Annotated in this window: 29 protein-coding genes; 19 read left to right on the forward strand and 10 right to left on the reverse strand. The window is 70.5% G+C overall.

Annotation, left to right across the window (positions count from 1 at the left end; all coding sequences use genetic code 11):
* Positions 1-51: 51 nt before the first annotated feature.
* Together AC5L3C_RS27020 and AC5L3C_RS27025 are read left to right on the forward strand one after the other, a co-directional pair.
* Positions 52-1,272, forward strand: coding sequence for a DUF1015 family protein (locus tag AC5L3C_RS27020; protein ID WP_344009604.1), 1,221 nt, complete (start codon positions 52-54; stop codon positions 1,270-1,272).
* Positions 1,273-1,938: 666 nt separating this feature from the next.
* A complete protein-coding gene (locus tag AC5L3C_RS27025; RefSeq protein ID WP_344009607.1) occupies positions 1,939-2,256 on the forward strand; it encodes a hypothetical protein in 318 nt (105 codons plus the stop codon).
* Between the two features lie 83 nt (positions 2,257-2,339).
* Here the strand turns inward: AC5L3C_RS27025 and AC5L3C_RS27030 are convergent, their stop codons facing one another.
* The 3 genes from AC5L3C_RS27030 to AC5L3C_RS27040 all read right to left on the reverse strand — a co-directional run bounded on the left by AC5L3C_RS27030 (position 2,340) and on the right by AC5L3C_RS27040 (position 4,682).
* Positions 2,340-2,993, reverse strand: coding sequence for a hypothetical protein (locus AC5L3C_RS27030; RefSeq protein ID WP_344009609.1), 654 nt, complete (start codon positions 2,991-2,993; stop codon positions 2,340-2,342).
* A gap of 488 nt (positions 2,994-3,481) precedes the next feature.
* Positions 3,482-3,922 carry a hypothetical protein gene (locus tag AC5L3C_RS27035; RefSeq protein WP_344009611.1) on the reverse strand — a complete coding sequence of 147 codons (441 nt, stop codon included), beginning with the start codon at positions 3,920-3,922 and terminating at the stop codon, positions 3,482-3,484.
* A 184-nt stretch (positions 3,923-4,106) separates the two neighbouring features.
* Positions 4,107-4,682, reverse strand: a complete 576-nt coding sequence (locus AC5L3C_RS27040; protein ID WP_344009614.1) for a histidine phosphatase family protein — start codon at positions 4,680-4,682, stop codon at positions 4,107-4,109.
* Positions 4,683-4,947: 265 nt separating this feature from the next.
* Between AC5L3C_RS27040 and AC5L3C_RS27045 the strand changes: the two genes are divergently transcribed.
* Positions 4,948-5,169: a CbtB domain-containing protein gene (locus AC5L3C_RS27045; RefSeq protein WP_171110568.1), complete on the forward strand. Its 222-nt coding sequence runs from the start codon at positions 4,948-4,950 to the stop codon at positions 5,167-5,169.
* A gap of 16 nt (positions 5,170-5,185) precedes the next feature.
* Positions 5,186-5,950: a CbtA family protein gene (locus AC5L3C_RS27050; protein WP_344009621.1), complete on the forward strand. Its 765-nt coding sequence runs from the start codon at positions 5,186-5,188 to the stop codon at positions 5,948-5,950.
* Positions 5,951-6,490: 540 nt separating this feature from the next.
* Here the strand turns inward: AC5L3C_RS27050 and AC5L3C_RS27055 are convergent.
* Positions 6,491-9,058, reverse strand: a complete 2,568-nt coding sequence (locus tag AC5L3C_RS27055) for a heavy metal translocating P-type ATPase (RefSeq protein WP_493651435.1) — start codon at positions 9,056-9,058, stop codon at positions 6,491-6,493.
* A 145-nt stretch (positions 9,059-9,203) separates the two neighbouring features.
* The gene (locus tag AC5L3C_RS27060) at positions 9,204-9,683 is read right to left on the reverse strand and encodes a general stress protein (protein WP_266552449.1); all 480 of its coding nucleotides are present in this window, start codon (positions 9,681-9,683) and stop codon (positions 9,204-9,206) included.
* A 398-nt stretch (positions 9,684-10,081) separates the two neighbouring features.
* Between AC5L3C_RS27060 and AC5L3C_RS27065 the strand changes: the two genes are divergently transcribed.
* The 4 genes from AC5L3C_RS27065 (at position 10,082) to pspAB (ending at position 12,698) form a co-directional block, all read left to right on the forward strand.
* Positions 10,082-10,858 (forward strand): PspA/IM30 family protein, encoded by a 777-nt coding sequence (locus AC5L3C_RS27065; RefSeq protein WP_344009633.1) that lies wholly within the window; start codon positions 10,082-10,084, stop codon positions 10,856-10,858.
* Complete coding sequence (pspAA, locus tag AC5L3C_RS27070) at positions 10,855-11,133, forward strand: PspA-associated protein PspAA (protein WP_344009636.1); 279 nt, start codon at positions 10,855-10,857, stop codon at positions 11,131-11,133. Before AC5L3C_RS27065 ends, pspAA begins: the two co-directional genes overlap by 4 nt.
* A gap of 5 nt (positions 11,134-11,138) precedes the next feature.
* Positions 11,139-12,041 (forward strand): zinc metalloprotease HtpX, encoded by a 903-nt coding sequence (htpX, locus tag AC5L3C_RS27075; protein ID WP_344009684.1) that lies wholly within the window; start codon positions 11,139-11,141, stop codon positions 12,039-12,041.
* A 78-nt stretch (positions 12,042-12,119) separates the two neighbouring features.
* Positions 12,120-12,698: a PspA-associated protein PspAB gene (gene pspAB / locus AC5L3C_RS27080; RefSeq protein WP_344009639.1), complete on the forward strand. Its 579-nt coding sequence runs from the start codon at positions 12,120-12,122 to the stop codon at positions 12,696-12,698.
* Between the two features lie 106 nt (positions 12,699-12,804).
* Here pspAB and AC5L3C_RS27085 read toward each other — a convergent pair whose 3' ends face one another.
* The 5 genes from AC5L3C_RS27085 to AC5L3C_RS27105 all read right to left on the reverse strand — a co-directional run bounded on the left by AC5L3C_RS27085 (position 12,805) and on the right by AC5L3C_RS27105 (position 18,796).
* Positions 12,805-13,128: a thioredoxin domain-containing protein gene (locus AC5L3C_RS27085; RefSeq protein ID WP_344009642.1), complete on the reverse strand. Its 324-nt coding sequence runs from the start codon at positions 13,126-13,128 to the stop codon at positions 12,805-12,807.
* A 277-nt stretch (positions 13,129-13,405) separates the two neighbouring features.
* The gene (locus tag AC5L3C_RS27090; protein WP_344009645.1) at positions 13,406-15,004 is read right to left on the reverse strand and encodes a multicopper oxidase family protein; all 1,599 of its coding nucleotides are present in this window, start codon (positions 15,002-15,004) and stop codon (positions 13,406-13,408) included.
* Positions 15,005-15,078: 74 nt separating this feature from the next.
* A complete protein-coding gene (locus AC5L3C_RS27095) occupies positions 15,079-15,525 on the reverse strand; it encodes a DUF6153 family protein (RefSeq protein WP_344009648.1) in 447 nt (148 codons plus the stop codon).
* 104 nt (positions 15,526-15,629) lie between these two features.
* Entirely contained in the window at positions 15,630-15,965 is a 336-nt protein-coding gene (locus AC5L3C_RS27100) for a metal-sensitive transcriptional regulator (RefSeq protein WP_344009650.1), read from the reverse strand.
* The gene (locus AC5L3C_RS27105) at positions 15,962-18,796 is read right to left on the reverse strand and encodes a heavy metal translocating P-type ATPase (RefSeq protein ID WP_493651438.1); all 2,835 of its coding nucleotides are present in this window, start codon (positions 18,794-18,796) and stop codon (positions 15,962-15,964) included. Before AC5L3C_RS27105 ends, AC5L3C_RS27100 begins: the two co-directional genes overlap by 4 nt.
* A 207-nt stretch (positions 18,797-19,003) precedes the next feature.
* Here AC5L3C_RS27105 and AC5L3C_RS27110 point away from each other — a divergent pair, with 207 nt between their 5' ends.
* The 11 genes from AC5L3C_RS27110 (at position 19,004) to AC5L3C_RS27160 (ending at position 26,391) form a co-directional block, all read left to right on the forward strand.
* Positions 19,004-19,270, forward strand: coding sequence for an SHOCT domain-containing protein (locus tag AC5L3C_RS27110; protein WP_344009686.1), 267 nt, complete (start codon positions 19,004-19,006; stop codon positions 19,268-19,270).
* A gap of 28 nt (positions 19,271-19,298) precedes the next feature.
* Positions 19,299-19,544: a DUF2933 domain-containing protein gene (locus AC5L3C_RS27115; RefSeq protein WP_344009656.1), complete on the forward strand. Its 246-nt coding sequence runs from the start codon at positions 19,299-19,301 to the stop codon at positions 19,542-19,544.
* 42 nt (positions 19,545-19,586) lie between these two features.
* Positions 19,587-19,862: a hypothetical protein gene (locus AC5L3C_RS27120; protein ID WP_344009658.1), complete on the forward strand. Its 276-nt coding sequence runs from the start codon at positions 19,587-19,589 to the stop codon at positions 19,860-19,862.
* Complete coding sequence (locus AC5L3C_RS27125) at positions 19,862-20,569, forward strand: methyltransferase family protein (protein ID WP_344009660.1); 708 nt, start codon at positions 19,862-19,864, stop codon at positions 20,567-20,569. Before AC5L3C_RS27120 ends, AC5L3C_RS27125 begins: the two co-directional genes overlap by 1 nt.
* 6 nt (positions 20,570-20,575) lie before the next feature.
* Positions 20,576-21,616, forward strand: coding sequence for an ABC transporter ATP-binding protein (locus AC5L3C_RS27130; protein WP_344009662.1), 1,041 nt, complete (start codon positions 20,576-20,578; stop codon positions 21,614-21,616).
* Positions 21,613-23,106, forward strand: a complete 1,494-nt coding sequence (locus AC5L3C_RS27135; RefSeq protein WP_344009664.1) for an ABC transporter permease — start codon at positions 21,613-21,615, stop codon at positions 23,104-23,106. Before AC5L3C_RS27130 ends, AC5L3C_RS27135 begins: the two co-directional genes overlap by 4 nt.
* 226 nt (positions 23,107-23,332) lie before the next feature.
* Positions 23,333-23,686, forward strand: a complete 354-nt coding sequence (locus AC5L3C_RS27140) for a cupredoxin domain-containing protein (RefSeq protein WP_344009666.1) — start codon at positions 23,333-23,335, stop codon at positions 23,684-23,686.
* Between the two features lie 53 nt (positions 23,687-23,739).
* Positions 23,740-24,153, forward strand: a complete 414-nt coding sequence (locus tag AC5L3C_RS27145) for a DUF6153 family protein (RefSeq protein WP_344009668.1) — start codon at positions 23,740-23,742, stop codon at positions 24,151-24,153.
* Between the two features lie 92 nt (positions 24,154-24,245).
* Positions 24,246-24,878 carry a DUF305 domain-containing protein gene (locus tag AC5L3C_RS27150; RefSeq protein WP_344009669.1) on the forward strand — a complete coding sequence of 211 codons (633 nt, stop codon included), beginning with the start codon at positions 24,246-24,248 and terminating at the stop codon, positions 24,876-24,878.
* A gap of 301 nt (positions 24,879-25,179) precedes the next feature.
* Entirely contained in the window at positions 25,180-25,641 is a 462-nt protein-coding gene (locus AC5L3C_RS27155; RefSeq protein ID WP_344009671.1) for a hypothetical protein, read from the forward strand.
* A 90-nt stretch (positions 25,642-25,731) separates the two neighbouring features.
* Positions 25,732-26,391, forward strand: a complete 660-nt coding sequence (locus tag AC5L3C_RS27160; protein WP_344009673.1) for a DUF305 domain-containing protein — start codon at positions 25,732-25,734, stop codon at positions 26,389-26,391.
* Positions 26,392-26,441: the final 50 nt, after the last annotated feature.

The following is a 26,441-nucleotide window of genomic DNA, read 5'->3' on the forward strand; positions in this document are numbered from 1 at the left end:
CCACACGGTGCCCCGCCCCTGCTGGGCCGTGCCCTCTTCCTGGAGTTCTTGATGCCCACCTTTGCCGAGCCCATCGCGAAGCCGACCCCGTTGCAGCTCCGGCCCTTCCGGGCGGTGCGCTACGACACGGACCGCGTCGGCGATCTGACCGACCTCCTCGCTCCGCCTTACGACGACCTCGGCGCCACCCGCGCCCGCGAACTCCGGCGTCATCCGCACCACGTGGCCCGACTCCTGTACGCGGACGCGCCGCAGGCCGCCGCCCGGGAACTGGGGCGCTGGCTGCGACGCGGCGTGCTCCGCCGGGACGAGCGGCCCGCCCTGTACGTCTACCAACAGCAGCGGGGCGCCCGGATCCTGCAACGTGGCCTGATCGGTGATCTGGTGCTGCCACGCCATGGAGGGCAGCTGCTGCCGCACGAAGACGTGTCCGCCCACGTGGTCCGGCAGCGTGCTGGCCATATGGCGGGGTTGCGTGCCCAGTTGGAGCCGCTGTTGGTGGCCTGCCGAGGCGCGGAGTCGACGGCTGCGCAGGTCGCGGAGCACGTGACGCGTCGGGCACCGGTCGCCGTGGCCCGCGTCGGAGAGCTCACCCACCGGCTGTGGGCGTGCGAGGACGCCACGGAACTCTCGCTCCTCACCAGTGGCCTGTCCACCGGTAAGGCCCTCATAGCCGACGGCCACCACCGCCACGCCGCCTGTCTCCACTTGAGCGGCGACGCGGGCAGCCCCTGGGACAGCAGCCTCACCCTGCTCGTCGACACCACGACGTACCCCCTCCAGCTCTCCGCGATCCACCGTGTGATGACCGGACTGGAACCGGAGAAGGCGGCGAAGGCCGCGTCCGAGGTGGCCCGGGTTCTGCCCCTTCCCACAGGGCCGCGTCCGCCCGAGCCCGGTGAACTGGTACTCACCGGTGCAGAGCAGGCGTGGACCATCACCGATCCCGACCCTCTGGCCCTGCACGAAGCCCTGGCCGGCCATCCCAGTCGGTGGGCGCAACTCCCCGCTGCCGTCAGCGACCACCTGCTGCTCCGCCACACCTGGTCCGTACCCGACCTGCCAGGTGCCGTGACGTATGTCCACGACCTCCCCCAGGCCACCGCGGCCGTGGCCGGACCCGACAGCGGCAGCGCGCTTCTGCTGCCCGCGATCAGCGAGGACACGGTGTGGGAACTGGCCGGTGCCGGAGTGCGGTTGCCCCGCAAGTCCACCTCGTTCGGGCCCAAGCCGACAGCCGGTCTGGCCATGCGCGTCCTCGGACTGTCGTAAGTGCTGCGCCGGCGTTCGCCGGACCGGAGGTTCGAGGTGCGGGTCATCTCCCCGAAGTGCCAGTTAGTGATCGATCACCGATCGAGGTCGGTCACGCTGCGAGAGCGAGCGGCGCGCGGTGCCTTTCGTTGCCGACCACCCGCATCGGGCAGCGGCGTGGCTTGGGCGGATTGAGCTTGCCCCACCTGAGTGCTTGTGGTGATGGCGCCGAAGACCAGGGTTGAGGTCGGCGATCCGTCGGGACTCCCGTATGGAGGGATTGTCGGCGTACTTGGTCAAGGGCCCTCACCCGCCGCGGCGAGCTGGGGAAGCACCAGCGAGGAGAACCGGCTGGAGGGACGCCTCGCCGAGCGGCGCACTCGCTAGAACGCGCCGCATCCCGGGCCCGCCGACGGCACGCGCAAGCGCCGTGAGCGGGAGTACGAGCCCAGCGTGGTCCGCGTGGGCCTGCGAGAACGGCTACGAGGTGCCGGACCCGGGTCAGTGGCTATGGGACGTATGATGCCGGCTCGGCCGGGTGTCCTGCTCAACGGGAGTCTGATCCTCCTCAACGGAGCCCGGTCCGGCTCTGCGGGGGTCTTGGTCGTGGAGCCGTGGTCGTGGCTGTGGCCGTCGGAGCTGATGGAGCCGGCGAGGGCGGTCATCCCCCGCCAGGCGAGGGCCGCAATGACGACGACGGCCGCGAACGAGCTGAGGAGGTGCCGCCAGCGGCCCTTGGAGTTCTTGGCGACGAACGCGACGTACGAACATGAGCAGGCCGATGGGGGTAATCCAGGCGCTGCGCTCGGGGAACTGCTCGAAATGCTGGATGCCGCCGCCGACCAGGCCGACACCGAAGGACAGCGGCAGGGAGAACGCGAGGCTGTTGATGACCTTCGTCTGGGCGTAGAAGCCGAGCTCTCAGAGGCCGACCGCCATCGCTTCGACGCGGTGACCGCAGGGCTGACCACCGACTGGAACTCCGCCCGGCCGAAGAAACGGTGAACCGGATCAAGTGATCGCTCCACCGCTGCCGGGAGCCGCAGCAGGTGTCCATTGCTAGCAGCCCCGGCCACGGGCGCTCCGACTCAGTGGGCGTGTCCGTCCTCCGCGTGACCGGCTTCTTCCTCGCCTGCGCCGGATCCGGTGCTTTCGGCGCTGGGCGAGGCCTCGGGCGCCGTCGTTCCGGCGTGCTCGGTGTGGCTGTCCTGCGTATGACCGTCGTCTGTCTTCGCCGTCTCCGTTTCGCTCGTGGTCTCCTCGCCGTGGCTGTGGCCGCCACTGCCCGACTCGGCGGCCATGTCGGCGGCGATACCGCGCAGCCCGACGAACGCGACTGCCGCGGTGACCAGCACCAGCAACCCGGTCGGGCCGATGATGCTGCGCCAGCGCGCGGGGTCGTAGCGCAGCACGTACGCCACGAAGGACAGCGCCAGCCCGAACGGGATCAGCATCGCCGCCCGCTCGGGGAAGTCCTCGAAGTGCTGCATCCCGCCACTGAGCATGCCGATGCCGAACGACAGCGCTAGCGAGGCCAGCACGATCGCGACCACCTTCGAGGCGCTGGGCCGCTGCCGCTTGAGGATGAACTCGTTCAGCAGGGTCGCGCAGAGGAACACGCCCGCACCGACCAACGCGATCACTGTGTACCGGTCCGGATCCAGCGGATGGTGCACCACCGCGCCACTGATCAGACCCGCACCCACGAACGTCGTGGCGTATCCCAGGTAGTCACCGATCACCGGTGTCCGCTTCTTCGCCCGCCGACGTGCCCGGCGGCCACCGGTCGGGGGAGGGGTGTGGGATTCCGACGTCTGGTGCTGACGCGGGCTGGACTCCGAGACCGTAGGAGCTGGAGCGGGCTGGACATCCGGTCGGACATGGCCATGCGGCCGCTGCTGGCGTGGCGGGTGCGGCTGATACGAGGGCTGCTGCTGGTACTGCTGCGGGCGAGGGTGGCGTGCCTGCGGCTGGGCGGGCACGCCGACACGGTCGACGAGGTGGGGCTGAGTCACGAGGAGGGGCCTTTCGCGGGTCGGCCGGCACGCGGCAAGGCGTGCCCGGTCCGCCGGGGGCATGCGTGGCAGGGATGCGTCGGATCAGCGGCAGGAGTGCCCAGGCGTACGCCGCCCGGCCCGGACCGCGAAGGGTGCCGGACCCCGGGTGGTGCCTGATTGCGTCGTACGACGTCGCACGAAGAAGGACACGGCCTGCACGCCGTGTCGGCGGCCTAAATCCGCAGGACTGCCAGCTGCGCGATACCGACGCCTCGCGAAAGACGTGGATCTGGTGGTCGGAACAGGCCGGACCGCGCGGCTCGCCTTCGCCTCCTGCGCAGGGGGAGCAGGGCGATGCGGCGACCGCGGAGTCGCCTACCGCCAATCGCCAGCAGAGCGCAGCAGCCGATGACAGCCGCGCAGAGGCCGAGATCCGTCGTGCCCTCGGTGCCGTGATGGTCGTGCTCGACGGACGCCGTCGCGACGAGCGGGATCGCCTCACCCGGTGTGGTCGGCTCGGACTGAACCGCGTGAGCATGAGCGACTGTCTCGCGCTCGTGGCCGATGCCGGTGTCGCCTGCGTGGGCGAGGAGGTGCATCAGGCCGAGGGCGAGGAGCAGCAGCAGGAACAGGCGCCCGACGACGCCTCGCTCCGCCCTGGCCCTGTAGCTCATACGCTCCGTCATCTCGCCGTGGCGCCGATATGGCACCTTCCCTCTACTGTCGCGGCGCATCAATGTACCGGTGCTCGATGACCGGGCGGCAAGCTGTCTGCGTCCGGACGGTGGTGAGTAGCCCTCGTCGTGCGACGCGGCTCGGGCAGGCAGTCCCTCCATACCACCGGGCCAGCGCCTACCGTCAGCTGTCTCCGCTTCCCACGACGGCTCCCATCCGCAGATTCCACCGCCTGGCCCGCCCGGTGAGCGATACGGCGCTTAGGGGAGGCACATCGATGCGCCAGAACGACGCGGGCGGGGTGTCCAGCGCGCGGATCACCGCGGCACGCGCCACCGCCTGCTCGACCACGGCCACCACCCGCCCGGCATCGGCCGACAGCGCATCGAGCCATTCGGCGACCCTGCGGCACACGTCGGCCACGGACTCGCCACCGTGCGGTGCGGCCTCCGGATCGCTCAGCCAGGCGGTGAACCCGGCGGCGTCCGCCGTGGCGAGTTCCTCCGGCGTACGGCCGTACCAGCGGCCCATGCCCACGTCGCGCAGCGCCGGTTCGGTGATGGCGGAGTCCCATCCCAGCGCCTCGGCGGTCTGGCGGCACCGCTGCGAGGGCGCGGCGTATCGGACGGTCGCTGTGGGCAGGGATCCAGCGGCTGTGCGCGCCTGCCGCAGTGCCCGCTCGTCGAGCGGGGTGTCGGCGAAGCGCACCTCGCGCGCGATGGGCGCGGCGGCGCACAACAGCGTGAGCCGGATTGTCATGAGAGCCCCCTTCGCCGGGTCCGCACCGGCCGGCCCATGGTAGGTGGCGCACGCCATGTTGGCTGATTGTCGCCGTGCCCCTACGATTTGGGCGACAAGGACGACGGCGCCTCGGAAGTCCGGTGCAAGCCCGGCACGGTCGCGCCACTGTGTGCCGCAGGCTCCTGCCCCAAAGGGATGCAGGGGGATGGCGGTGAGTCAGACCCGATGCCGTCGTCGAGTGCTCCACATGACACGGGACGCGTGTTCCCGAGGAGGTCTCGCCATGGCGCAGTCCACTGCCGCCCCTGCCCCCGCCGCCCTGCCCGTCACAGCCCCGCTGCCCGTTCGAGCCATCCTGCCCTGGGCTGTGTTCTTCGGCCTCCTGATGCTCGTCCTGCTCTACTTCGTCGGCGCCGAGCAGGGCGCCTTCGCCGTCTTCTCCGGCGAGGGCGTCCACGAGTGGGTGCACGACGGCCGTCACCTGCTCGGCTTCCCCTGCCACTGACGGGGAGCGGACACCCATGAACTCCGCAATAGTGCGAGCCCTGTTGGTGCGCGGCATGCTCGCGGGCCTCGGCGCCGGCATGTTGACCTTCGCCTTCGCGTACTTCGTCGGCGAGGGGTCGGTCGACGCGGCGATCGCCTTCGAGGAGTCGAACTCCCACCACGCCGCCGGCGGGGAGGAGCTGGTCAGCCGGTCGGTGCAGTCGACCGCGGGGCTGGCCACCGGCGTCCTCGTCTTCGGCGTGGCCGTCGGCGGCATCGCCGCCCTCGCGTTCTGCTTCGCGCTGGGCCGGATCGGCCAGTTCGGCGCCCGGGCCACGGCCGCCCTGACCGCACTCGCCGCGTTCCTCACCGTCTACCTGGTGCCCACCCTCAAGTACCCGGCGAACCCGCCCGCCGTCGGCAACCCCGACACCCTGGACCAGCGGACCGCCCTGTACTTCCTGATGATCGCGCTGAGCGTCCTGCTCGGCATCGCGGCCGTGCTGCTGGGCCGCCGCCTCGCCCCCGGCTGGGGCAACTGGAACGCCTCCACAGCCGCCGGGCTGGCCTTCCTGGCGGCCGTGACGGTCGCGATGGTGTTCCTGCCGTCCGGGGACAACGTGCCCAACGGCTTCCCGGCCACAGACCTGTGGGAGTTCCGCATGGCCTCCCTCGGCGTCCAGGCCCTGCTCTGGGCGGCCTTCGGCCTGCTCTTCGGGTACCTCGCCGAGCGTGTCCTGGAGCCGAGGGCCACTGCCTCGGCCGGCCGGGGCGCGGAGCTGTCCGCACCGGCTGCCTGACGGACTCAGCGCCGCGTACAGCACTGCGGCTGGACCTGCCGGGGGCGCGCCCGGCAGGTCCAGCCGTCTTCGCAGGACCGAAGGGCGAAGCGGCCTCGGCCGCGACCGCGGCTTCAACCGACGTGACCGGAGCAGGTCAGCGAACCGTGGGTGCGTTGCCGCACCTGCAGGGCTTTCGAGCCGGGGCGGCTCCGGGCTCCGTGAGGCGGGTCCGCGGCGTGGAGAACGCCGCAGCCGTGAGCCTGGCGACGGGGGCCGACGGCTCGGCGCAGCAACTCCGCCCGCCGGTTCACCGGCTCTCGCCGCCGACGAGCTCGTAGCGGGCCTCGTCGACCGCGGCGGCGACGGCAGCGGGATCCAGCGGCTGCTCGCTGGTCACCTTGACCTTGCCCGACGGCAGATCCACCTTGCCCGTACTCGACTTCTGTCGGGCCCTCCCCGGTTTCCCGGTGGTCCTCGAGCTCGTGTGCGCGGTTCGGTACGACGGGCAGGCCGACCCTGGCCCTGTCGCCCGTAGCCCCGGCCCCGTAGCCCTGGAGGTCAGGTGGCACGGTGGCCGGTGTCGAGCCCGGCGCTTTCGCTCGTGGCGAGGGCGGCTGGGGCGCCGGCAGGTTGGTCGGCGGGCGACGGTGCCGCGCCGGGAAGGTGCAGGCGTTTGAGGGCGAGGGCGTTGACGGCGACGATGATGCTGGACCCGGACATGGACAGCGCGGCGATCTCCGGCCGCAGCACCAGGCCGAGGGCGGGCTCGAAGACGCCCGCGGCAATGGGCAGCGCGATGGCGTTGTAGCCGATGGCCCAGCCGAGGTTCTGCCGCATCTTGCGCAGGGTGCCGCGGCCGATGCGCAGGGCGGTGGGCACGTCGAGGGGGTCGGAGCGCATCAGGACGAGGTCGGCGGTCTCGATGGCCACGTCGGTGCCGGCGCCGATGGCGATGCCGAGGTCGGCCTGGGCGAGGGCGGGTGCGTCGTTGACGCCGTCGCCGACCATGGCGACCTTGAGGCCGCCGTGTTGCAGTTCGGCCACCTTGGCCGCCTTGTCCCCGGGCAGGACCTCGGCGATGACGGTGTCGATGCCCAGACGGTCCGCGATCCGCTCGGCGGTGGCCTGGTTGTCGCCGGTGAGCATGACCACTTCGACGCCAAGGGCGTGCAGTTCGGCCACGGCGTCGGCCGAGGTTTCCCGGGGCGTGTCGGCGATGCCGATCAGGCCCGTCGCCCGTCCGTCGACGGCGGCGACGACGACGGTACGGCCGGTGGCGGCCAGCGCCTCGCGCCGGGCGGCCAGTTGCCCGAGATCGACGCCTTCGCGCAACGCCAGTCCGCGGTTGCCGACCGCGACCCGGTGGCCGTCTACGACAGCGGTCGCACCGTGGCCGGGGACGTTCTCGAAGTGCCGCGCGCTCACTGCCGCCACGGCCCGGCTCTCGGCGTACCGTACGACGGCTTCGGCCAGCGGGTGCTCGGACTCGCGCTCCACCGCCGCGACCAGCCGCAGCAATTGGTCCTCGTCCGTTCCCGGGATGGTGATCAGGTCGGTCACCTCCGGCTCGCCCTTGGTCAGGGTGCCGGTCTTGTCCATGACCACGGTCTGGATTCCGGCCGATGCCTCCAGGGCGACGGCGTTCTTGAACAACACCCCGCGCCGGGCCCCCAGTCCTGTGCCGACCATGATGGCCGTAGGGGTGGCCAGACCCAGGGCGTCCGGGCAGGTGATGACGACGACGGTGATGGCGAACAGCATCGCGGTGCCCAGCGAGCGGTCGGTGGCCAGCAGCCAGACGGCCAGCGTCGCGGCGCCGCCGATCAGGGCGACGAAGACCAGCCAGAACGCGGCCCGGTCGGCGAGCCGTTGGCCCGGTGCCTTGGAGTTCTGTGCTTCCTGGACGAGCTTGACGATCTGGGCCAGGGCGGTGTCGGAGCCGACCTTGGTGGCGCGCACGCGCAGCGTGCCGTTGGCGTTGATGGTCGCGCCGATGACCTGCGAGCCGGGGGCTTTGTGCACGGGCAGGCTCTCCCCGGTGACCATCGACTCGTCGACCTCGCTCTCGCCCTCCTCCACGAGCCCGTCGACGGCGATCTTGGCTCCGGGCCGGACCAGCAGGAGGTCATCGACCACGACCTCGGCGGTGGGCACCTCCACCGGCTGCCCGCCACGCACGACGAGTGCCTTGGGCGGGGCGAGGTCGAGCAGGGTGCGGATGGCGTCGTTGGCGCCGCCCCGGGCGCGCATCTCGAACCAGTGGCCGAGCAGCACGAACGAGGCCAGCACGGTAGCCGCCTCGTAGAAGACGTCGCCGCCCCCGGTGAGCGTGATGATCAGCGAGTACGTCCAGCCGGAGCCGACGGCGACCGCGACCAGCACCATCATGTCCAGGGTGCGGGCACGCAGCGCGCGCACGGCGCCGTCGAAGAAGATCGAGCACGAGTAGAAGATCACCGGCAGGCTCAGCAGCAGCGCCCAGACATCCTGGCGCAGCCCGAAGGGCACAGGGACGTCCAGACCGAAGACGTCCTCGCCGATCGGTGACCAGATGACGATGGGGATCGAGAACAGCAGCGCTACGAGGAAGCGGTTGCGCATGTCGGCCACCATCGCCGCCATCGACATGGCCTCGTGGCCGCCGTGTCCCATCAGCTCGTGCGGTGTCGGCATCTCCTCGGCCTCGGCGGGAGCCTCGGCCGCCGCGTGCTCGACGTAGTCGGCGTGCTCCGCAGGTGCGCTTGGAACGGCCACCCGCGCGGCATGGCCCTCAGGATTCGCATGACGGTCCTCAGCCGCTTCGACAGCAGGGTCCGGTTCGGCCATCGGATCGCAGACATGGGACGGCACCAACTGGCCGTTGCAGTGGTAGCCGCATTCGGTCACCCAGCGGCGCAGCTCGGCCAGTGACGTACGCCGCGGATCGAAGGCAACCGTCGCCGATTGTGCGACCGGGTTGACTTCGGCCTGAAGTACGCCAGGCCGCCGGCCCAGCGCAGCGGTGACGGTGCTCTGCTGGGACGCCCAGGCCAGGCCGCGCACATCCAGAACTGCTGTGGTCCGCTCCTTACCGGGATCTTCGCGCCCGGACGTTTCGTGATGTTGATGATCCGCGTGGTGCTGCACGGTCACTCCTCCTTCAGCGAGTGAGTCCGGGACGGCTGAGGGGCAGAGCCGTCGAGCACGTGGAGTCTGGCCGACCGGTGGCGAGGCCCTTGCGAGAGACAGGGGTGTTCGCAGCGCTGCCCGTGGTGGCAAGGCCGACGGCAGGTCACTCTTCGCGCCAGGCTAGTTTGATCAGCAGGTTCTTGGCCTCCTCGGCGACCTCGGCGTCGGCGACCACGTCGTAGCGGGCGGCCACGATCTGGCTGCGGGAGGAGAAGTCGCGGTGGCCGCCGCTGAGGGCGTGACCGGCGAACCCGAAGACCGCGCCGAAGACGGCGCCGTAGGCCAGTCCGCTCAGCATCAGTACCAAGGCGTGGTGGTTGCCGGCTGAGAACACCGACAGCAGCAGCCCGACCAGCAGCCCGAACCAGGCGCCGGTGCCGGCCCCCGCCAGGGCGGCCCGGCCGCGAGTGAGCCGGCCGAGGACGGTCTCGACCATGCGGAGGTCCGAGCCGATGATCGCGGTGCGTTCCACCGGGAATCTGCTGTCGGACAGGAAATCGACCGCGCGCTGGGCGCCGGTGTAGGTCGGGTACGAGCCGACGACTGGACGATCGACCTCTGTGGTAGGCGGGTGCTGGGTCATCGAAGGACTCCCCTCGTCATCAAGCAGCCTGCGCCCGTGCCATCTCTCGTGCAACGCACGCTGCCGTGGGTGAGCGCATGAGGGGCGGAAGAACGGGTCGGCGACGTCGAAGTTCTGCAGAACGCGAGCCCGAACAGGCTGCTGGCCGCCGAGCAGGAAACTCTGCACAGCGGTACTGGTCGGCTTCGGCGAGACTGCTCCCGGGGTGCGGACCCGGTGCAGGGCCCGACCGGCCCCGAGTGGGGACCGCTGGTCCCTACCCCGCTGGGTATCGCGGGGCGAGGATGGCCGAGTACCCCAGGGATCGAGGTTGCGGCCCGGACCACCGGGCCGGAGCCTGAAGGTGTCCGCCGTGTGGCCTGGCTGATTCCTCACCCCATCGAGAGGAGGCGGCCGTCATGAGCAGCATCGCTCACCGCATCGCCGCCCTGTTCCGGATCAAGGCGAACAAGGCCCTGGACAAGGCCGAGGACCCCCGCGAGGTCCTGGACTACTCCTACGAACAGCAGCTCCAGATGTTGCAGAAGGTGCGGCGCGGCGTGGCCGATGTGGCCACCAGCCGCAAACGCGTCGACTTGCAGATCAGCCAGTTGCAGCAGTCCGGCGGCAAGCTGGAGGGACAGGCCCAGCAGGCGCTCGCCGCAGGGCGCGAGGATCTCGCCCGCGAGGCCCTGACCCGGCGCACCGCCGTGGCCTCCCAGATCACCGACCTGCAGACCCAGCAGGCGTCGTTGCAGGACCAGGAGGAGAAGCTCACCCTCGCCACGCAGCGCCTGCAGGCGAAGGTCGACAGCTTCCGCACCCGCAAGGAGACGATCAAGGCCACCTACACCGCGGCCGAGGCGCAGACCAGCATCACCGAGGCCGTCACCGGCATCGGCGAGGAGATGGGCGATGTGGGTCTGGCCATGCAGCGGGCCCAGGACAAGACCGAGCAGCTGCAGGCCCGCGCCGGTGCGCTGGATGAGTTGCTCGCCTCCGGCGCGCTGGAGGACGCCACCCTTCCGGCCGGCCGTGACGACATCCAGGCCGAACTCGAACGTGTCACCGCAGGCAGCGACGTCGACAAGGAACTGGCCATGATGAAGGCGCAGCTCCCGGCGGCTTCCACACCGCCGGCCGTGGAGGGCGGCGGAGCCAGGCAGGCACCGCCGGACCAGGAGACAACGTCATGATCATGCGGATTCTCGGCGAAGGCCAGTACGAGATCACCGAAGAGCACCTTGACCGGCTCAACGAACTGGACGCGGCGCTGCAGTCGGCCGCGGACGCGGGCGACGAGACCGCGTTCACCGCCGCCCTGTCAGCCCTGCTGGACGCAGTACGCAGCCTCGGCACACCCCTGCCGGACGAAAGGATCACACCGTCCGACCTGGTGCTGCCCGATGCGGACACCAGCCTCGCGCAGGTGCGCGAACTGCTCTCCGACGAGGGCCTGATCCCGGGGTGATGACGATGCGCAGCCGCTTCGAGCCCGACCGGCAGCTGACCGCCCGCATGGCGGTCACGATGTTCCTGCTCGGGCTGGTGTACGTGGCGTTCATCGCCGCGCTGATCGTGCTGCTCAAGTCCGTCGTCCTGGTGGTCGTCATCGCCGCCGCCCTGCTGGTCGCGCAGTTCTGGTTCTCCGACCGGATCGCCCTGTACGCCATGCACGGCCGCTTCGTCAGCCGCGAGGAACAGCCCGAGTTGCACGGGGTCATCGACCGGCTGTGCGCCACCGCGGACATGCCCAAACCCCGGGTGGCCGTCTCCGAGATGGACCTGCCCAACGCGTTCGCCACCGGCCGCAACGCCGACCACGCCGTCGTCTGCGTGACCACCGGACTACTGCGCCGCCTGGAGACCGATGAACTCGAAGGCGTCCTCGCCCACGAGCTGTCCCATGTCGCACACCGTGACGTCGCGGTGATCACCATCGCCTCGTTCCTGGGTGTGATCGCCGGGCTCATCGTCCGCTTCGCCTTCTACTCCCAGCTGTTCGGCGGACGCAACCGTGACCAGAACACCGCCGCCCTGCTCGCCATCGTCATGGCGGTGTCCGCGCTCGTCTACGCCCTCAGCTTCCTGCTCATCCGGGCACTGTCCCGCTACCGCGAGTTGGCCGCCGACCGCGCTGCGGCCATGCTCACCGGGAAACCCTCGGTACTGGCCTCGGCGCTGACCAAGGTCAGCGGCGACATCGCCCGCATTCCCACCCAGGATCTGCGCACCGCGCAGGCGTTCAACGCGTTCTTCTTCACCCCCGCGCTCGGGCCCGGCACGGCGCTGGCCAGCATGTTCTCCACCCACCCCAGCCTGGAACGCCGTCTGGAGGCGCTCGCGGCCATCTCTGTGGAGCTGGGTGAGGCGGCATGACCACCCACCACCGTCCCGGCCGCCCGCCCCGGCGTTTCCCGCCCGAGCCGGGCCCAGGCAGAAGGAGCTGACGGCCCCGTGGGTTTCCTGGACGTCCTGTTCGGCCGGACCAAGCCGGTCAAGCCCGACCTGGACCAGCTCTTCGGCCTGCCCTCGGCCGCGATCACCCTCCAGGCCGCGAGCGGCTTCACCTCGACCGGAGCGGGCTCGGTGTGCTTCGCCGCCATCGAGGGCGGGGCATTCGCCCAAGTCCAGCAGGACGTAGGGGCCCTGCTGGACGCGGACTCCGAACGGGCCGGCGTGCCGGTGGAGTTCAGCCGTGACAGCTACGGCTACTCCTGGCTGCTCTCCCGTCGCGGCCCCGGCGACCTGCCCGCCCTCGTGAGCGACCTGCACGCGGTGAACACCGCCCTGCAGGACAGCGGCTTCGGCCCGCAACTGCTGTGCTCCCTGGTCACGTTCCACGACGCTGAGCTGCGCCCCCTCGCGCTGGTCTACCTCTACAAGCGCGGCACCTTCTACCCGTTCGCTCCGCTGCCCGGCCAGAAACGCGACAACCCGCTGGAACTCCAGGTCAAGGCCACGGTCAAGGACGACCTGCGCGTCGAGGAGGACCTGACCCGCTGGTTCCCGCTCTGGGGCGCCCCCGGCCTGTGAACCCGCGGCCACCTTCTGACAGGTGCGCCTGCGCCGCGCTGCGGCCCTCTCCAGCCAACGCGAACCCCGAAGGGAGCGCCCGGGGACGTGTGGAGGGACGTGTCGCTCAGTGCGGGGAGGCCTCGGCCACGGCCGTGAGGGCCCGTCGCAGCTGACCGGCGTCGGGCGCGCCGGCAAGGCCCTGGGCGGTGCGGTAGACCCGGCAGGCCAGCCCTGGCGGGCGGCCCGGCTCGGTGAACAGGTCGCGCCCGTCGACGAGGATGGTCGGGGAGCCGGTGAAGCCGTCGCGCTCGGCCTCGGTCTGGTCGGCGATCACGCGCGTGGTGAACCCGGTCTCGCGCAGCCCGATGTCGTCGAGCGCCTGCCGCAGATGGTCGGCGACGGTCTGCTCGTTGGGGCAGCCGGGCACGACCAGGACTTCGATCTCCATGCCTTCAGGATCGCTCGCCTGCGGGCCGCGGGGAAGCCGGAAGGGCCCGCGTTCGCCGGGGCGCTGCGGCGCACTGCCTTTCATCTGGAACGGGAGGGATTGACCGGCCGGCGGCAGGGGCGTCCGCTCCCACACCGGTCCGATGACCTGCCTCTCGCGGTTCCAGGGCGCCTGGCGCCACAGCTCGGGCAGCGCTCGCATCTCTTCTCTTGGTCACGTTCCCCGGCAACGGCGGTTGGATGGCACGCAAGCACTCCGCATGCCACCCAACCCGAGGTCACGCCCGGTAAGCCACGATTCCCATCATCCCGGCCTCGCCGTGGTAGGCGTTGTGGCAGTGCAGCATCCACTGGCCGGGGTTGTCGCCATCGAAGAAGACGGACAGCTTCTTCTTCGGCAGGACGATCGCGGTGTCCTTACGGGGACCGGAGTCGCCGAGTTGGTAGGTGTGGCCGTGCAGGTGCATCGGGTGCCACATGGTGGTGTCGTTGACGAAGTCCAGCCGCACCCGCTGGCCCTCCTCCATCAGGATCGGGTTCGCATCCGGGTTGGCCATGTCGAAGGGCTTGCCGTTGATGGCCCAGTTGTAGTGCATCATGCCGCCGGTGAGCTTGATCTGGTGCGTGACGTCGGTCCTGGCGGACTTCAGGCGCACGTCGTCGGCCGCGCGGAGCTGGGAGGCGGTCATGATCAGGCCGTTGAGTTCCTTCGGCCGTACGGACACCGACGGTGCGCGGCCGGAACCCGTACGGACCAGAGCCATGCCGCCGGTGTTCTTGCCCTCGGCCGCGGCGACCAGGGGGAAGACGCCGTCGCCGAGGGTAACCAGGACGTCGTAGCGTTCGCCCATACCGATGAGCAGGGCGTCCACCTGCTGGTGCTGGACCGGGAAGCCGTCGGTGTGGGTGATGGTCAGCCGGTGGCCGCCGAGCGCGACCCGGTAGGCGGTGTCGGAGCCCGCGTTGATGATCCGCAAGCGCACCTTGCGGCCGGGCTTGCCGGTGTAGACGTCCGGGTCGGCCGGGATGCGGCTGTTGACCAGGTGGTACGGGTACTTCACATCACCGGCGTCGCCGCCGAGCAGGTCGCTCTCGGCGCCCATGAGCATGAACCTCGACGACATTCCGCCCGACGAGGAGGACGGGGACGGGGACGCCGCGTCCTCACCCGTGTCCCCCATGCTGTGCATGTCGTGGCCCTCCATGCCCGAGCCGGAGGCGCCGCCCATGTCCATGCCGCCCATGCCCTGCCTGAGCTCGGCGAAGACCTCGTCGGGGGTACCCGCTACGCCGTCGACCCAGTCGTCGAGAACGACGACCCATTCGTCGTCGTACGCCAGCGGCTCGCGCGGGTCCTCCACGATCAGCGGGGCGTACAGCCCGCGGTCGAGCTGGACGCCGACGTGCGGGTGGAAGAAGTACGTGCCCGGGGCGTCGGCGACGAACCGGTAAGTGAAGTTGGACCCGGCCCGGACGGCGGTCTGCGTGGCCGGGGGCACACCGTCCATGTCGTTGCGCAGCGCGATGCCGTGCCAGTGGATCGAGGTGGTGATCTTGCCCGGCAACTGGTTGGACAGCTCAGCGGCCAGGGTGTCTCCGGCGGAAAGCCGGATCTCCTTGCCGGGCGTGCGGCCGTCGAAGGTCCAGGTCTTGGCCCGGACGCCACCGCCCAGGTCGAGCATGGCGGGCACGGCGGTCAGGGTGATCTTCTGCTCCCTGCCGGTGCCGGCCCGCTTCTTCTCCACGCGGACGACCTGAGAGCCGGACGGGCTGACCAGGGCGGGAGTGCTGCCGGAGGTGCTGCAGGCGGCGAGCGCGCCCGCGCCGGCGGCGCCGAGTCCGGCGAGCAGGACGGAGCGGCGGTTGATGCTGTTCACAATGTGAGTCCTCTTGTTCGAGCTGCAGGTGGGGTCGCGGACGCGAGACGGCACACGGGTGCCGTGGGTGCGGCCTAGATGCGCAGCTGGGAGAGGACCGACAGGTCGGGTGGCGCGCGGCCGATCGTCCCGGCGGACACCGGGCCGGATCGGGCCTGGTACGGGTTTGCCGACTGCCCGGCAAGCCCCTGCGGTGGCACAGCGAGCTTGACCACTTCGACGCTCGCAGTGGTGCAGTGCTGCATGCCCGCAGTGGCGCAGGCGCTGTCGGGAGAACTGTGCGCGGACGTACTCGCGCCGGGCACGTCCGTGTGGCCGGCGGCGGAACTCATCGGCTTCGCGTCGGCGGGCGAGGACGCCATGCCCGGCATGACGTGCCCGGCATGCGGGGTGGAGGGCGCGGAGGTGACAGCGATCGCGGCGGTCTCGTGGTGGACCAGTACGGCCAGGGCGGCGCACAGGGCGATGACGACGCCGCGCGCCCAGCGCACGGCGCCCGCGCGGGCTGACTGTGTCGCCATCGCCTCCACCCGGACTTCTCCTTTCCGAGCCCTGTGGGTAGGAGCTCGCCGCCCGCTCAATATACCCCCGTGGGGTGTGTCCGGCCTTGGGGCCGCGGAGGCGGTCACAGGCGCAGTGTGCGGCGCAGGGCGAGGGCGAGTTCGCCGAGCTTGGCCTCGCCCGCGGCCGGGTCCGAGCGGGCGGCGTCGGTCACGCAGTGCCGCACGTGGTCGTCGAGCAGGCCGAGTGCGACTTCCTGCAGGGCTCGAGTGACGGCGCTGATCTGGGTGAGGACGTCGATGCAGTACCGGTCGTCGTCGACCATGCGGGTGACCCCGCGTACCTGGCCCTCGATCTTGTGCAGCCGGGCGAGATGGTCGGACTTGTGGTCGGCGTAGCCGTGCGGGGCCGCGCCCGGTGCCGGATCCGGAGTACCTGCAGGGCCGGAGATGGTGGTCACCTGGTCTCATCTCCTTGTGCCGTGCCGTGCGCAGCAGATGCCCGGTAGCGGTCCGGGTCGGCGCAGAAGGTGGCAGCGCATCCGGCGGAGCAGAAGTAGTACCGCTCTCCGTCCATCACGTGACGCTCCGCCGCGGTCTCCGGGGTGACCTGCATGCCGCACACCGGGTCAGTGACAGCGGTGGCGGACTCGCGTGGATGGTCGTGGCTGGGACGCTTGTCGCTCACTTCGCCCTCCGGTGTCGTGGCGGACTGGGGCGCGTGATCAGCCGGTGTCTCCGTCCGCGGCTCGACCCCTGGTTCGACCGCTGCCGCTGCGGAGGGCGGCAGCGGGCTGGTGTGCCAGCGCCGCAGGCGCGAGGCGTTGGTGACCACCGACAAGGAGGACAGGGCCATGGCGGCGGCGGCGATGATCGGGCTGAGGCGGATGCCCCACACCGGGAACAGGGCGCCTGCGGCGAGGGGGACGCCGACGGCGTTGTAGACCAGGGCGAAGAACAGATTCTGCCGGATGTTGCGCATCGTGGCGCGCGAGAGCCGGATCGCGGTGACGACACCGGTCAGGGAGCCGGAGATCAGGGTGATGTCGGCGGCCTCGATCGCCACGTCGGTGCCGGTGCCGATCGCCAGCCCGACATCGGCGGCGGCCAGCGCCGGGGCGTCGTTGATGCCGTCACCGACCATGCCCACCCTGCGGCCCTCGCCCTGCAGGCGGCGGACCTCGTCCGCCTTGTGCTCGGGCAGCACCTCGGCCAGCACCCGGTCCACGCCGACCTGTGCGGCGATCGCGGCGGCGGTCCGGGCGTTGTCGCCGGTGAGCATGACCACGTCGAGGCCGAGCCTTTGCAGGGCTGCAATGGCCTGGGTGGAGTCGTCCTTGACGGTGTCGGCGACGGCGAGCACTCCGGCCGCGCGGCCGTCGACAGCCGCGAGTACGGCAGTCTTGCCCTGGGAGGACAGCTCGGCCGCGACCGGGGCCAGCGCGGTGGTATTGATGCCGGCGTCGGAGAGCAGCCGGGCGGTGCCGACCAGGACGGCGCGGCCGTCGACGGTGGCCTGTACGCCCTTGCCGGTGACCGACTCGAAGCCGCCCGCCGCACGTGGGGTGAGGCCGCGTTCCCGGGCCCCGGTGACGATCGCCGCCGCGAGCGGGTGCTCGCTGTCCGCCTCGGCCGCTGCGACCAAGGCCAGCAGTTCGTTCTCCTGGAAGTCCTCGGCCGTGTGCACGTCGGTGAGCACGGGCTTCCCGGCGGTGACGGTGCCTGTCTTGTCCAGCACCACGGTGTCCAGCTTGTGGGCGGTTTCCAGGGCTTCGGCGGAACGTATGAGGATGCCGGCCTGGGCGCCCTTGCCGGTGCCGACCATGACCGACAGCGGGGTCGCCAGGCCCAGGGCGCACGGGCAGGCGATGATCAGAACGGCGACTGCGGAGACCAGCGCGAGGGTGAGTGCCGGTGCCGGTCCCACCGTGTACCAGAGCGCGAAGGTGGCGATGGCGATGGCGATGACGGCGGGCACGAAGTAGGCGGAGACCGCGTCGGCGAGCCGCTGGATGGGCGCCTTGGACGCCTGGGCCTGCTGCACCAGGCGGACGATCTGCGCGAGCATGGTGTCGGCGCCGACCTTGCTCGCGCGTACCCGCAGGGATCCGGTTCCGTTGACGGTGGCGCCGATGACCGTGTCCGCGGCGCGTTTGGTGACCGGCATGGGTTCGCCGGTGACCATGGACTCGTCCACCGCTGAGGAACCCGACAACACCTCCGCGTCGACCGGCACCTTCTCCCCGGGCCGGATCAGCACCTCGTCGCCGACCGCGACGTCCTCCACCGGGATCTCGGTCTCGGTGCCGTCACGGATCACGCGGGCGGTGCGGGCCTGCAGCCCGAGCAGCGCGCGGATGGCCTCGCCGGTGCCGGCCTTGGCGCGCGCCTCCAACAGCCTGCCGAGCAGGATCAGAGTGAGGATCACCCCGACCGCTTCGAAGTACACCTCGCGCACGTTCTCGGGCAGCAGGGTGGGGGCGAGCGTGACGACCAGGCTGTATCCGTACGCGGCCGTGGTACCCAGCGTGATCAGGGAGTTCATGTCCGCGCCGCGGTGGCGCAAGGTGAGCCAGCCGGTGGAGTGGATCGGCCAGCCGGTATAGAGCATCACCGGAGTGATCAGCACGAGTTGCAGCCAGTGGTTCAGCAGCCAGCCCGGCACCCAGTCGGCGCCGAAGAGCTCGTGCGCCATGACGGCGAAGAGCACCGGGGCGGTCAGCACCGCGCCGAGGGCGACCCGCCGGGTGAGGTCGGCGATCTCCGCGAGCCGCTCGGCGGACTCCGCGGCCTCCGCCTCGGCTGCCGCGGCCTCGCCGCCCGGCAAACTGGTCGCCGGCCCAGCAGGAGCAGTCGTGGTGGCAGCCGCTGTCCGGCCTTCACCGTCCGAGGCGGTCTCCGGGGCGCCGGAACCGTCTGCCGGTTCGACCAGTAGCGTGCCGTGGATCATGTTCATCCCGCATGCGAAGCCGAACGAACCAGCCTGATCCGGGCTGAGGTGCACGGTGGTACGCGTGTACGCCGGGAGCCCGGCGCTGACCCGCAGGTCGGGGAAGACCACCCGGGAGGTGCACTCCCCGCTCTCCTGCCGGTCGAAGACCAGTTCCACCGGCACCCCTTGGCGGACCTTGATGACGTCGGGGCTGTAGCCGCCCCGCACGGTCACCTCCACCCGCTGCATCCCGCCCTCGATCAGCGCGGTGCGGGCCCTGCGCGGACCGAAGAAGAACCAGCCCAGACCCGCGATCAGCACCGCCGCAGAGACCACCACGACGACATCGGCAACATCCATGGCAGATCGGCCTCCCTGCGTGTTCACTCCCTCCAGCCTCGCTCGCGGCTACCCCAACCAGGTAGGGGCTGACCGGACCCCCGCCCGGGACCAGTGGACCCTGGGCCCTCAAGCCAGAACGGGAGGACCCTGGAAGCAACACAAGAACGAGGCCGGACAACGCGGGCCCTGCGCCCGCCGCCCGGGTGACCTGGGGACGTGATGGTGATGATGTTCTGGTACGACCACGACGTCAGCGGATGGGGCTGGTTCGCGATGTCGGCCGGCATGATCCTGTTCTGGGCGTTGATCATCACCGCCGCCGTCCTGCTCTTTAGGGCCCTGGGCCGCCCCCACGAGCACACTCACAGCCCGGCCAGTCCCTCGCCCGAACAGTTGCTCGCCGAGCGGTTCGCCCGCGGCGAGATCAACGAGGAGGAGTACCAGCGACGCCTGACGGCCCTGCGCTCTTCGGGCCCTCTCACCAAACACTGACCCGCCCTCCCAAGGCGGAGGCCCCGCCATGAGGAACAACCGGAATTACGGCCTGTACGCGATCGCCGTCGCCATCGCCTTCGTCGGCGCCCTGGTGCTCGGCATGCCCCTGGGCAGCCTCGCCCTCCTCGCCATCGTCGTCGCCTGCCCGCTGATGATGTTCTTCATGATGCGCGGCATGCACGGCGGCCACGGCGGTGGTGACCAGCACACCGACGACAGCGATTCGCTGCGCAAGCACGACCACCACCAGCACCCCGGAGGCCGGCTGTAACCGGCCGGATCCCCGCCTCGACGGCATGGCGAGGAGAACGCCATGAGCGCCGTGATAGCCATTTCGATCGGCACGCTGATCCTGGCGGGCGTGATCTACGACATCGCGCGCCTGATCACGCCGAACGAGCCCCGCTGCCCTCCTCTGGCACGCCTTCGGAGTCGGCGCGCCGCTCTGGAAGACGCTGAGCGATGGTGCGTCGGCCTGCGCCTGCACGGCCGTATTGACGAGGCCACCTACCAGCACCGGATGAGCGGCCTCGCCCGCGGCCGACGCAGACCAGTCACCAATCGCACAGCCTCGACGAGGAGGACGTGATGGCGGATGCCGCATACGGCCTGTGGCCGCTGGTGGTGCTCAACACCCTGCTGTTCATCGTCTTCGCCGCGAGCTTCTTCCACCCGAAAAGCAAGCGGGACTGGCGAGCGATGGGCGCCTACAGCGCCTTCCTGGTGGCGTTGTTCACCGAGATGTACGGCACCCCGCTGACCATCTACCTGCTGGGCGGCTGGCTCGGCAACCAGTTCCCGCTGCTCAAGGACACCCACGCCGGCGGTCACCTGTGGAACGACCTGACCGGCTGGCAGGGCGATCCGCACCTGAGCCCCTTCCACCTCGCCAGCTACGTCGCCATCGGCGTCGGCTTCTGGCTGATCGCCGCCGCCTGGAAGGTTTTGCACGAGGCCGCCCAGCACGACCACCTCGCCACCACCGGCCCCTACTCCTGGGTGCGCCACCCGCAGTACGACGGCTTCCTCCTCATCATGATCGGGTTCCTGCTGCAGTGGCCCACCATCCCCACCCTGATCATGTTCCCGGTCCTGGTGTACGTGTACGCCCGCCTCGCCCGCAGCGAGGAACGCGAGGTCGCAGACCGGTTCGGCGAGCAGTGGACCGTCTACGCCGCCGGCACCCCCGCCTTCTGGCCCAGGCGGCCCCACAGGACGCCGCCCGCCACGAAGCACGGCACCCCCAGCACTCCCGGGTCCGCACGTGGACCCGACTCACGAGCCACGCGGAGGTGACCTGGCATGGAAGCCCTCGTCTGGACTCTGATCGTCCTCGGCGACCTGGCCACCGCCGTGTGCGCGGTGCATCTCACCCGGCGCCACAGGCGCGACGCCGCGCACCTGGTCCGCTTCATCCACCGCGCCGCCCCCGTCCTCCTCGCGGCCGGTCTGCTTCCCCTTCCCGCGCTCCTTGCCGCTGACGCGTCCGCGGCAGCCTGGGGTCTGTGGGGCGCCACCAGCATCGTTGCCGCTTTGGTCTACGCCTACGCTGACACCCTTCGCGACCTGCCGCCGCACGCACGGGACGGCATCCCGGGCCGGGAGCGGGCCGTGAGCGGCCGGGAGCGGCGGGAAACACGGAACAGCGGTCCCAAGCCGACCGATGCACCGCACACCAGCGTGATCGAACCCGCCCGGCAGAGCGCCGACCGCGCGGCCCTGGAGGCAACCGGGGTCGAGAAGACCTACCGGCGTGGCCTGTGGCCGGCCTCGCACCGGATACCGGTACTTAAGGGCGTGGACCTCACCCTGGCCCCCGGCGAAGTGGTCGGCCTGGTCGGGGAGAACGGCTCCGGCAAGAGCACCCTGATGAAAATCCTGGTCGGCGCGCTGGCCGCGGACGCCGGCACCGTTACCCGCAGCGGGCGGCTGGGTTACTGCCCGCAGGAGCCGATCGTCTATGAACGCCTCACCTGCGACGAGCACTTCGAGCTCTTCGGCCGCGCTTACCGCCTGCCCCAAGAGGCGGAGCGACGCTCGCGCAAGGACATCTACACCTCGCTCGGCTTCGAACGCTACGCCGCCACCCGCGCGGACCAACTGTCCGGCGGGACCCTGTCCAAGCTGAACCTGGGCCTGGCGCTGCTGGCCGACCCCGAGGTGCTGCTGCTGGACGAGCCGTACGCAGGCTTCGACTTCGACACCTACCTCAAGTTCTGGGACCTGGTCGGCCAGCGCCGCCAGGCGGGCCGCTCCGTGCTGATCATCAGTCACTTCGTGACTGACCAGGAGCGTTTCGACCGAATCGTTCAGCTGCGGGACGGGCGGGCGGTGCCACGGTGACCGCCGCGCCGTTCACCCGCAGGTTCCTCATCGAGGCCGCCCGGACCCCGGTCAACCTGCTCGTGCTGGTCCTCGTGCCGGTGGTGTTCGTGGTCGTGGCCGCCGGACCGATGGCGGATGCCGCCGAGCTGCTCGGCGGCCCCGGCGGTCCCGCAGTGCAGACCGCCACCGCCGGGTGGGCCGCCTCCTTCATCGCCGCGATCGCCATGTACTTCCAGATGCGCGGCGCCCGCGCGGCCGACCGCCGCCTGGTCCTGGCCGGACTGGCCCCCTCCCGTCTGGTCGCCGCCCGTACGACCACCGGCCTGGCACTGGCACTGCTGGCCGCCGCGGCTGCCCTGCTGGCCCTTCAATTGCGGACCGGACTCGGGGACGATCCGGGGCGGGTATTGGCCGGGACGCTGATGTTCGCGGTGATCTACCTGGCGATCGGTGCACTGATCGGCGTCCTGGTCGCGAACCCGGTCAACGGCACCGTGCTGGTGCTGTTCGTGTGGATCCTGGATGTGTTCTTCGGTCCCGCGATCGGCGCGGCGGACCGGCCGGTGACCCGCGTCCTGCCGACCCACTTCGTGACCCTGTGGATGATCGACCTGCCTTCCCACCACGCGGGCCGGATCGGCGATCTCGGCTGGGCCCTGGCCTGGGTTGTCGTTGCGACCGCCGTCGGCTGGACGGTGATCATCGCCACCAGCCGCGTCGCCCGGCCCCGCCGCCATGCCCGACCCGGCTCGGCCGTCGACCAGGTGGCGGCAGGCGTGCGGATGGGCCTGCGGGAGACGGGACGCAACCGCGTGCTGTGGGCGCTGCTTATCGCCGTACCCGTGGTCTTCGTCCTCCTCGCGGTGGCCACCACCCCCGACGAGTTCACTTCCATGACGGTGCGCGAGCACGGCCGCGCCTTCTCTCAACAGGTCTGGCTTCCCGACGTCCACGGCGGCACCATGGCCCCGATCGCCATCGCCTCACTGGCCACCCTCGCCGGACTGTTCACCGTCCTGGGCGCCCGTTCCGCCGACCAGCGCCTGGCCCTGGCAGGCTTCCGTCCCGGCAGCCTGCTCGCCTCCCGGCTGGCCGTCGTCAGCCTGCTGGCGCTGCTCGCGACCGCCGCCTCCCTCGCCGTCACCGCAACCGTGTTCGAGGCCCGCCAGTGGGGCCTCTACATCGCCTCCAACACCCTCATCGCCCTCACCTACGCCCTGATCGGCGTCCTGATCGGCCCGATCTTCGGCCGCGTCGGCGGCGTCCTCATCGCCTTCCTGGTGCCCTTCCTCGACATCGGTATCGAACAGAGCCCGATGCTGCAACCTCAGCCCCCAACCTGGGCCCACGCCCTGCCCGGCTACGGCCCCGGCCGCGTCCTCATCGACGCAGCCCTCACTCCCACCTTCGACGAAACCGGCGCCCTGCTCCTCGGCATCGCCTGGCTGGCCGCCCTCACCACCGCTGCGGCCCTCCTGTTCCGCCACGCCGCCACTGCACCCCGCTGACTCCCGTACCCGCGCCCGTACTGCGCCGGGCTCCACGCCGGCTTTCAGGCGAACAGGCGACGCGGACGGCCGTACCGCCATGGCGAGCGCCGCCCCGGGCGGCGAACCTGAGTGCGATGGCCCACCGACGGCCGCGCTCTGACCCCACAGCCCTCGCCCGAAAGGTCCGCCCCGCATGTCACCCACCTCTCCGCGCCGGGGCCGCGCCGCTCGCGCCGTGGCAGGAGTGTTCACCCTGCTCGCCCTGGCCGGCTGCTCAAATGGCGGCAACGGCACCGCCCCCGCCACCAGCCCCTCATCCGCCGCAACCAGCGACGGAACCGGCACGGCGCGCATCGTGATCGAGAACTTCACCTTCAGCCCGGCGGATCTTCAGGTACGCCCCGGAGCGAAGATCACCGTCGTAAACCGCGACTCGGACCCACACACCGTGACCGCCACCGGGGACAAGACGACGTTCGACACCGGCAACATCACAGGCGGCGCAACAGTCACCTTCACCGCTCCGTCCAAGGCCGGCAGCTACTCCTACCTCTGCACCATCCACCCGAACATGAAAGGCACCCTCACCGTGCGCTGAGACCACGGCTGCAAGCCCGCGCACCTGGCCCCGGCCGCGCCTACGATGACGCTGTGAGCCCGAGCACGCCGACGTCGTCTTCGCGCCCGCAGCCGACGCTGCGGCTGCGGGCGCTGCTGGTGCTCACGGTGCTCGTCGCGCTTGTGGGCATGCACGGCCTGACGTTCGCGAGCCAGGCCCCCTCCGGACACACCGGGTCGCATGCCTCGCGCCAGATGGTGGCTGATGCAGATCAGTCGTACGCGTGCCATACCGATGACTGCGGCAGCGCAGATCGGCACGCAAGCCACGCGGACCAGATGTGCGCCGCGGGGGCGATCCCCGGCCCCGCCGTGATCCCGGCCCTGGCCGCCTCGGTACCCAGCGGTATCGCCACGGCAGCACAGCCCCTCACCCCGGTGCCGTACCAGCCCGCAGGCGAACGCGCGCCGCCCTCGCTCGCCGAACTCCAACTCCTGCGGATATAGGAAACGCCCCGCGGCACGCCGCCTCATGCACGGGCCTGTCGCCGCGTCCAGGTATGCCCTGATCCCCTTCCGATCCCAGGAGCTCCCCCCCCATGAACGCGAACGCTTCCCTCACTCGCCGTACCACCCTGGCCGCCACGGCAGCGGCCGCCGCGCTCGTCCTGGCCGCCTGCGGCGGCAACGGCGACACCGGCACGGCCGTCACCTCGCCCAGCCCCACCACATCCGCTTCCGTCCCTGCAGGCGAGCACAACCAGGCCGACGTCACCTTCGCCCAAGGGATGATCCCGCACCACCGTCAGGCCATCGTCATGGCCGACATGGCCGAGACCCGGGCCTCCTCCAGCAACGTCAAGGCCCTCGCCGCACAGATCAAAAAGGCGCAGGACCCGGAGATCAAGACCATGTCCGCCTGGCTGACGGCCTGGGGCGAGAACGTCCCGCAAGGCATGGACGGAATGGACGGCATGGATCACGGCGACCCCTCGTCCATGCCCGGCATGATGGACAACCAGCAGATGGACGACATGCGAGACGCCTCCGGCAAGGCATTCGACACCATGTTCCTGACCATGATGATCGAACACCACGAAGGCGCTATCGAGATGGCCGAGACCGAGAAGAAGCAAGGCGCCTACGCCCCAGCCAAGGACCTCGCCGACGACATCATCACCGCCCAGACCGCGGAGATCACCCAAATGCGGAAGATGCTCGGCACGAGCTGATCCCGGACACCTGAACCGCTGTACGCGAGCCGAGGCGGCAACCGGAGCAGCGACTGCAACACCGGCACCGACGCCCCACATGGAACGGCGCTTCCCGCGGCGCCACACCGCCCTTCGGCGCGTCCGCAGCCTCTCACTCCCAGGTCGTGGCTGGCCAGGCAGGAGATCCACCGGACGACGTGTCTCGACGTCGACGAGCAGGGGATGGGCCAGGCCTCGACCCGAGACCTGAGTGGCGGCGCCCCAGCGCCAAGTCACTTAGTAGTATCGCGGACGGTCGAGTACGGAGGGCAGGCTGAGTATGAGCGGGCGACTGCGCGCAGGTGGGGCCTTCGGGCACCTGCTGCTGGTCGTCGTGCTCTCGCTGGGCGTGTTCGCCATGCACACGATGGGCCACCCGGAAGAGTCGTCCGGGCACGGCATGAGCGGCACCATCCCTGCTGTGGCAAGTGCGTACCAGGGCGGCATGGCCCGAGAGGCCGCAGCCGCTGAGGCCCCGGCCCAGACCGAGGCGATGGCCGAGCACGGGAGCGCGGCGCCGGCTGCCACACTGCCGGTGCACGAGATGCCGAGCGGCACGGACGTGATGTCCGTGTGTGTTGCGGTGCTCACCGTGTGGCTGCTCGGGCTGTTCCTGCGTGCGGCGGTGGCCGGTCGGCAGGCGCGGTTGACCGCTCTTATCGCTCGATCGATGGTTCAGGCGCGCCCCAGCATTCCGCCGCCAAGACCGCTCCTCTCTCGGTTGTCAGTTCTGCGGATATAGGCCGACCCGTCGCGCGGCCCATTCAGTGCTGCCCGCGCCAGACGCGCATGCCCCCACACAGACAGAACTGACCACAAGAGGTATTCGCACATGACTGCCGACAAGCACGCCCAGAGCCGTCGCCTCCGCCGCCGTCTCACGATGGTGGGCGCCATCACGGCGGGCGGGCTGCTCCTCGCCGCCTGCGGCGGGGACGACATGGAGGGCATGGACCACGGGAGCGGCAACTCCGCTTCCGCCACGTCCAGCCAGACGGCGGGTGACAACCCGGCGCCCGGCGCGTTCAACGACGCGGACGTCACGTTCGCGCAGATGATGATCCCGCACCACGAGCAGGCCCTGGAGATGGCCAAGCTCGCGGACGGCCGGGCCTCCGACGTGGAGAGCAAGACCCTGGCCGCGGACATCGAGAAGGCCCAGGACCCCGAGATCCAGACCATGAAGTCCTGGCTGAAGGCCTGGGGCAAGCCGGAGTCCGCTGAGGAGGGCATGCCCGGCATGGACCACGAGTCTGGGATGTCCGGAATGATGTCCGACGAGGACATGCAGAAGCTTGAGACCGCCAAGAGCACCGAGTTCGACCGGATGTTCGCGGAGATGATGACCGAGCACCACAAGGGCGCGATCACCATGGCGGAGGACGAGCAGAAGAACGGCCGTAACGCCACGGCCAAGAAGCTCGCCGCCGACGTCGTGAAAACCCAGTCCGCCGAGGTCGAAAAGTTCGAGAAGATCCTCGACCGGCTCTGAGCATCACCCACTGACCGCCCAGGGTTCCGAGGCACGCACCTGAGGAGCCC

The sequence above is a fragment of the Streptomyces speibonae genome, assembly GCF_984686075.1.

What these genes read in the sequence shown, in the direction of transcription:
- AC5L3C_RS27160 (WP_344009673.1), top strand. Translation starts at nt 25,732, where the DNA reads ATGACTGCCGACAAGCACGCCCAGAGCCGTCGCCTCCGCCGCCGTCTC.
- htpX (WP_344009684.1), top strand. Translation starts at nt 11,139, where the DNA reads ATGCGCAGCCGCTTCGAGCCCGACCGGCAGCTGACCGCCCGCATGGCG.
- AC5L3C_RS27085 (WP_344009642.1), bottom strand. Translation starts at nt 13,128, where the DNA reads ATGGAGATCGAAGTCCTGGTCGTGCCCGGCTGCCCCAACGAGCAGACC.
- AC5L3C_RS27130 (WP_344009662.1), top strand. Translation starts at nt 20,576, where the DNA reads ATGGAAGCCCTCGTCTGGACTCTGATCGTCCTCGGCGACCTGGCCACC.
- AC5L3C_RS27040 (WP_344009614.1), bottom strand. Translation starts at nt 4,682, where the DNA reads ATGACAATCCGGCTCACGCTGTTGTGCGCCGCCGCGCCCATCGCGCGC.
- AC5L3C_RS27065 (WP_344009633.1), top strand. Translation starts at nt 10,082, where the DNA reads ATGAGCAGCATCGCTCACCGCATCGCCGCCCTGTTCCGGATCAAGGCG.
- AC5L3C_RS27120 (WP_344009658.1), top strand. Translation starts at nt 19,587, where the DNA reads ATGAGCGCCGTGATAGCCATTTCGATCGGCACGCTGATCCTGGCGGGC.
- AC5L3C_RS27025 (WP_344009607.1), top strand. Translation starts at nt 1,939, where the DNA reads ATGACGACGACGGCCGCGAACGAGCTGAGGAGGTGCCGCCAGCGGCCC.
- AC5L3C_RS27150 (WP_344009669.1), top strand. Translation starts at nt 24,246, where the DNA reads ATGAACGCGAACGCTTCCCTCACTCGCCGTACCACCCTGGCCGCCACG.
- AC5L3C_RS27035 (WP_344009611.1), bottom strand. Translation starts at nt 3,922, where the DNA reads ATGAGCTACAGGGCCAGGGCGGAGCGAGGCGTCGTCGGGCGCCTGTTC.
- AC5L3C_RS27125 (WP_344009660.1), top strand. Translation starts at nt 19,862, where the DNA reads ATGGCGGATGCCGCATACGGCCTGTGGCCGCTGGTGGTGCTCAACACC.
- AC5L3C_RS27060 (WP_266552449.1), bottom strand. Translation starts at nt 9,683, where the DNA reads ATGACCCAGCACCCGCCTACCACAGAGGTCGATCGTCCAGTCGTCGGC.
- AC5L3C_RS27115 (WP_344009656.1), top strand. Translation starts at nt 19,299, where the DNA reads ATGAGGAACAACCGGAATTACGGCCTGTACGCGATCGCCGTCGCCATC.
- AC5L3C_RS27050 (WP_344009621.1), top strand. Translation starts at nt 5,186, where the DNA reads ATGAACTCCGCAATAGTGCGAGCCCTGTTGGTGCGCGGCATGCTCGCG.
- AC5L3C_RS27110 (WP_344009686.1), top strand. Translation starts at nt 19,004, where the DNA reads ATGATGTTCTGGTACGACCACGACGTCAGCGGATGGGGCTGGTTCGCG.
- AC5L3C_RS27045 (WP_171110568.1), top strand. Translation starts at nt 4,948, where the DNA reads ATGGCGCAGTCCACTGCCGCCCCTGCCCCCGCCGCCCTGCCCGTCACA.
- pspAA (WP_344009636.1), top strand. Translation starts at nt 10,855, where the DNA reads ATGATCATGCGGATTCTCGGCGAAGGCCAGTACGAGATCACCGAAGAG.
- AC5L3C_RS27095 (WP_344009648.1), bottom strand. Translation starts at nt 15,525, where the DNA reads ATGGCGACACAGTCAGCCCGCGCGGGCGCCGTGCGCTGGGCGCGCGGC.
- AC5L3C_RS27020 (WP_344009604.1), top strand. Translation starts at nt 52, where the DNA reads ATGCCCACCTTTGCCGAGCCCATCGCGAAGCCGACCCCGTTGCAGCTC.
- AC5L3C_RS27105 (WP_493651438.1), bottom strand. Translation starts at nt 18,796, where the DNA reads ATGGATGTTGCCGATGTCGTCGTGGTGGTCTCTGCGGCGGTGCTGATC.
- AC5L3C_RS27155 (WP_344009671.1), top strand. Translation starts at nt 25,180, where the DNA reads ATGAGCGGGCGACTGCGCGCAGGTGGGGCCTTCGGGCACCTGCTGCTG.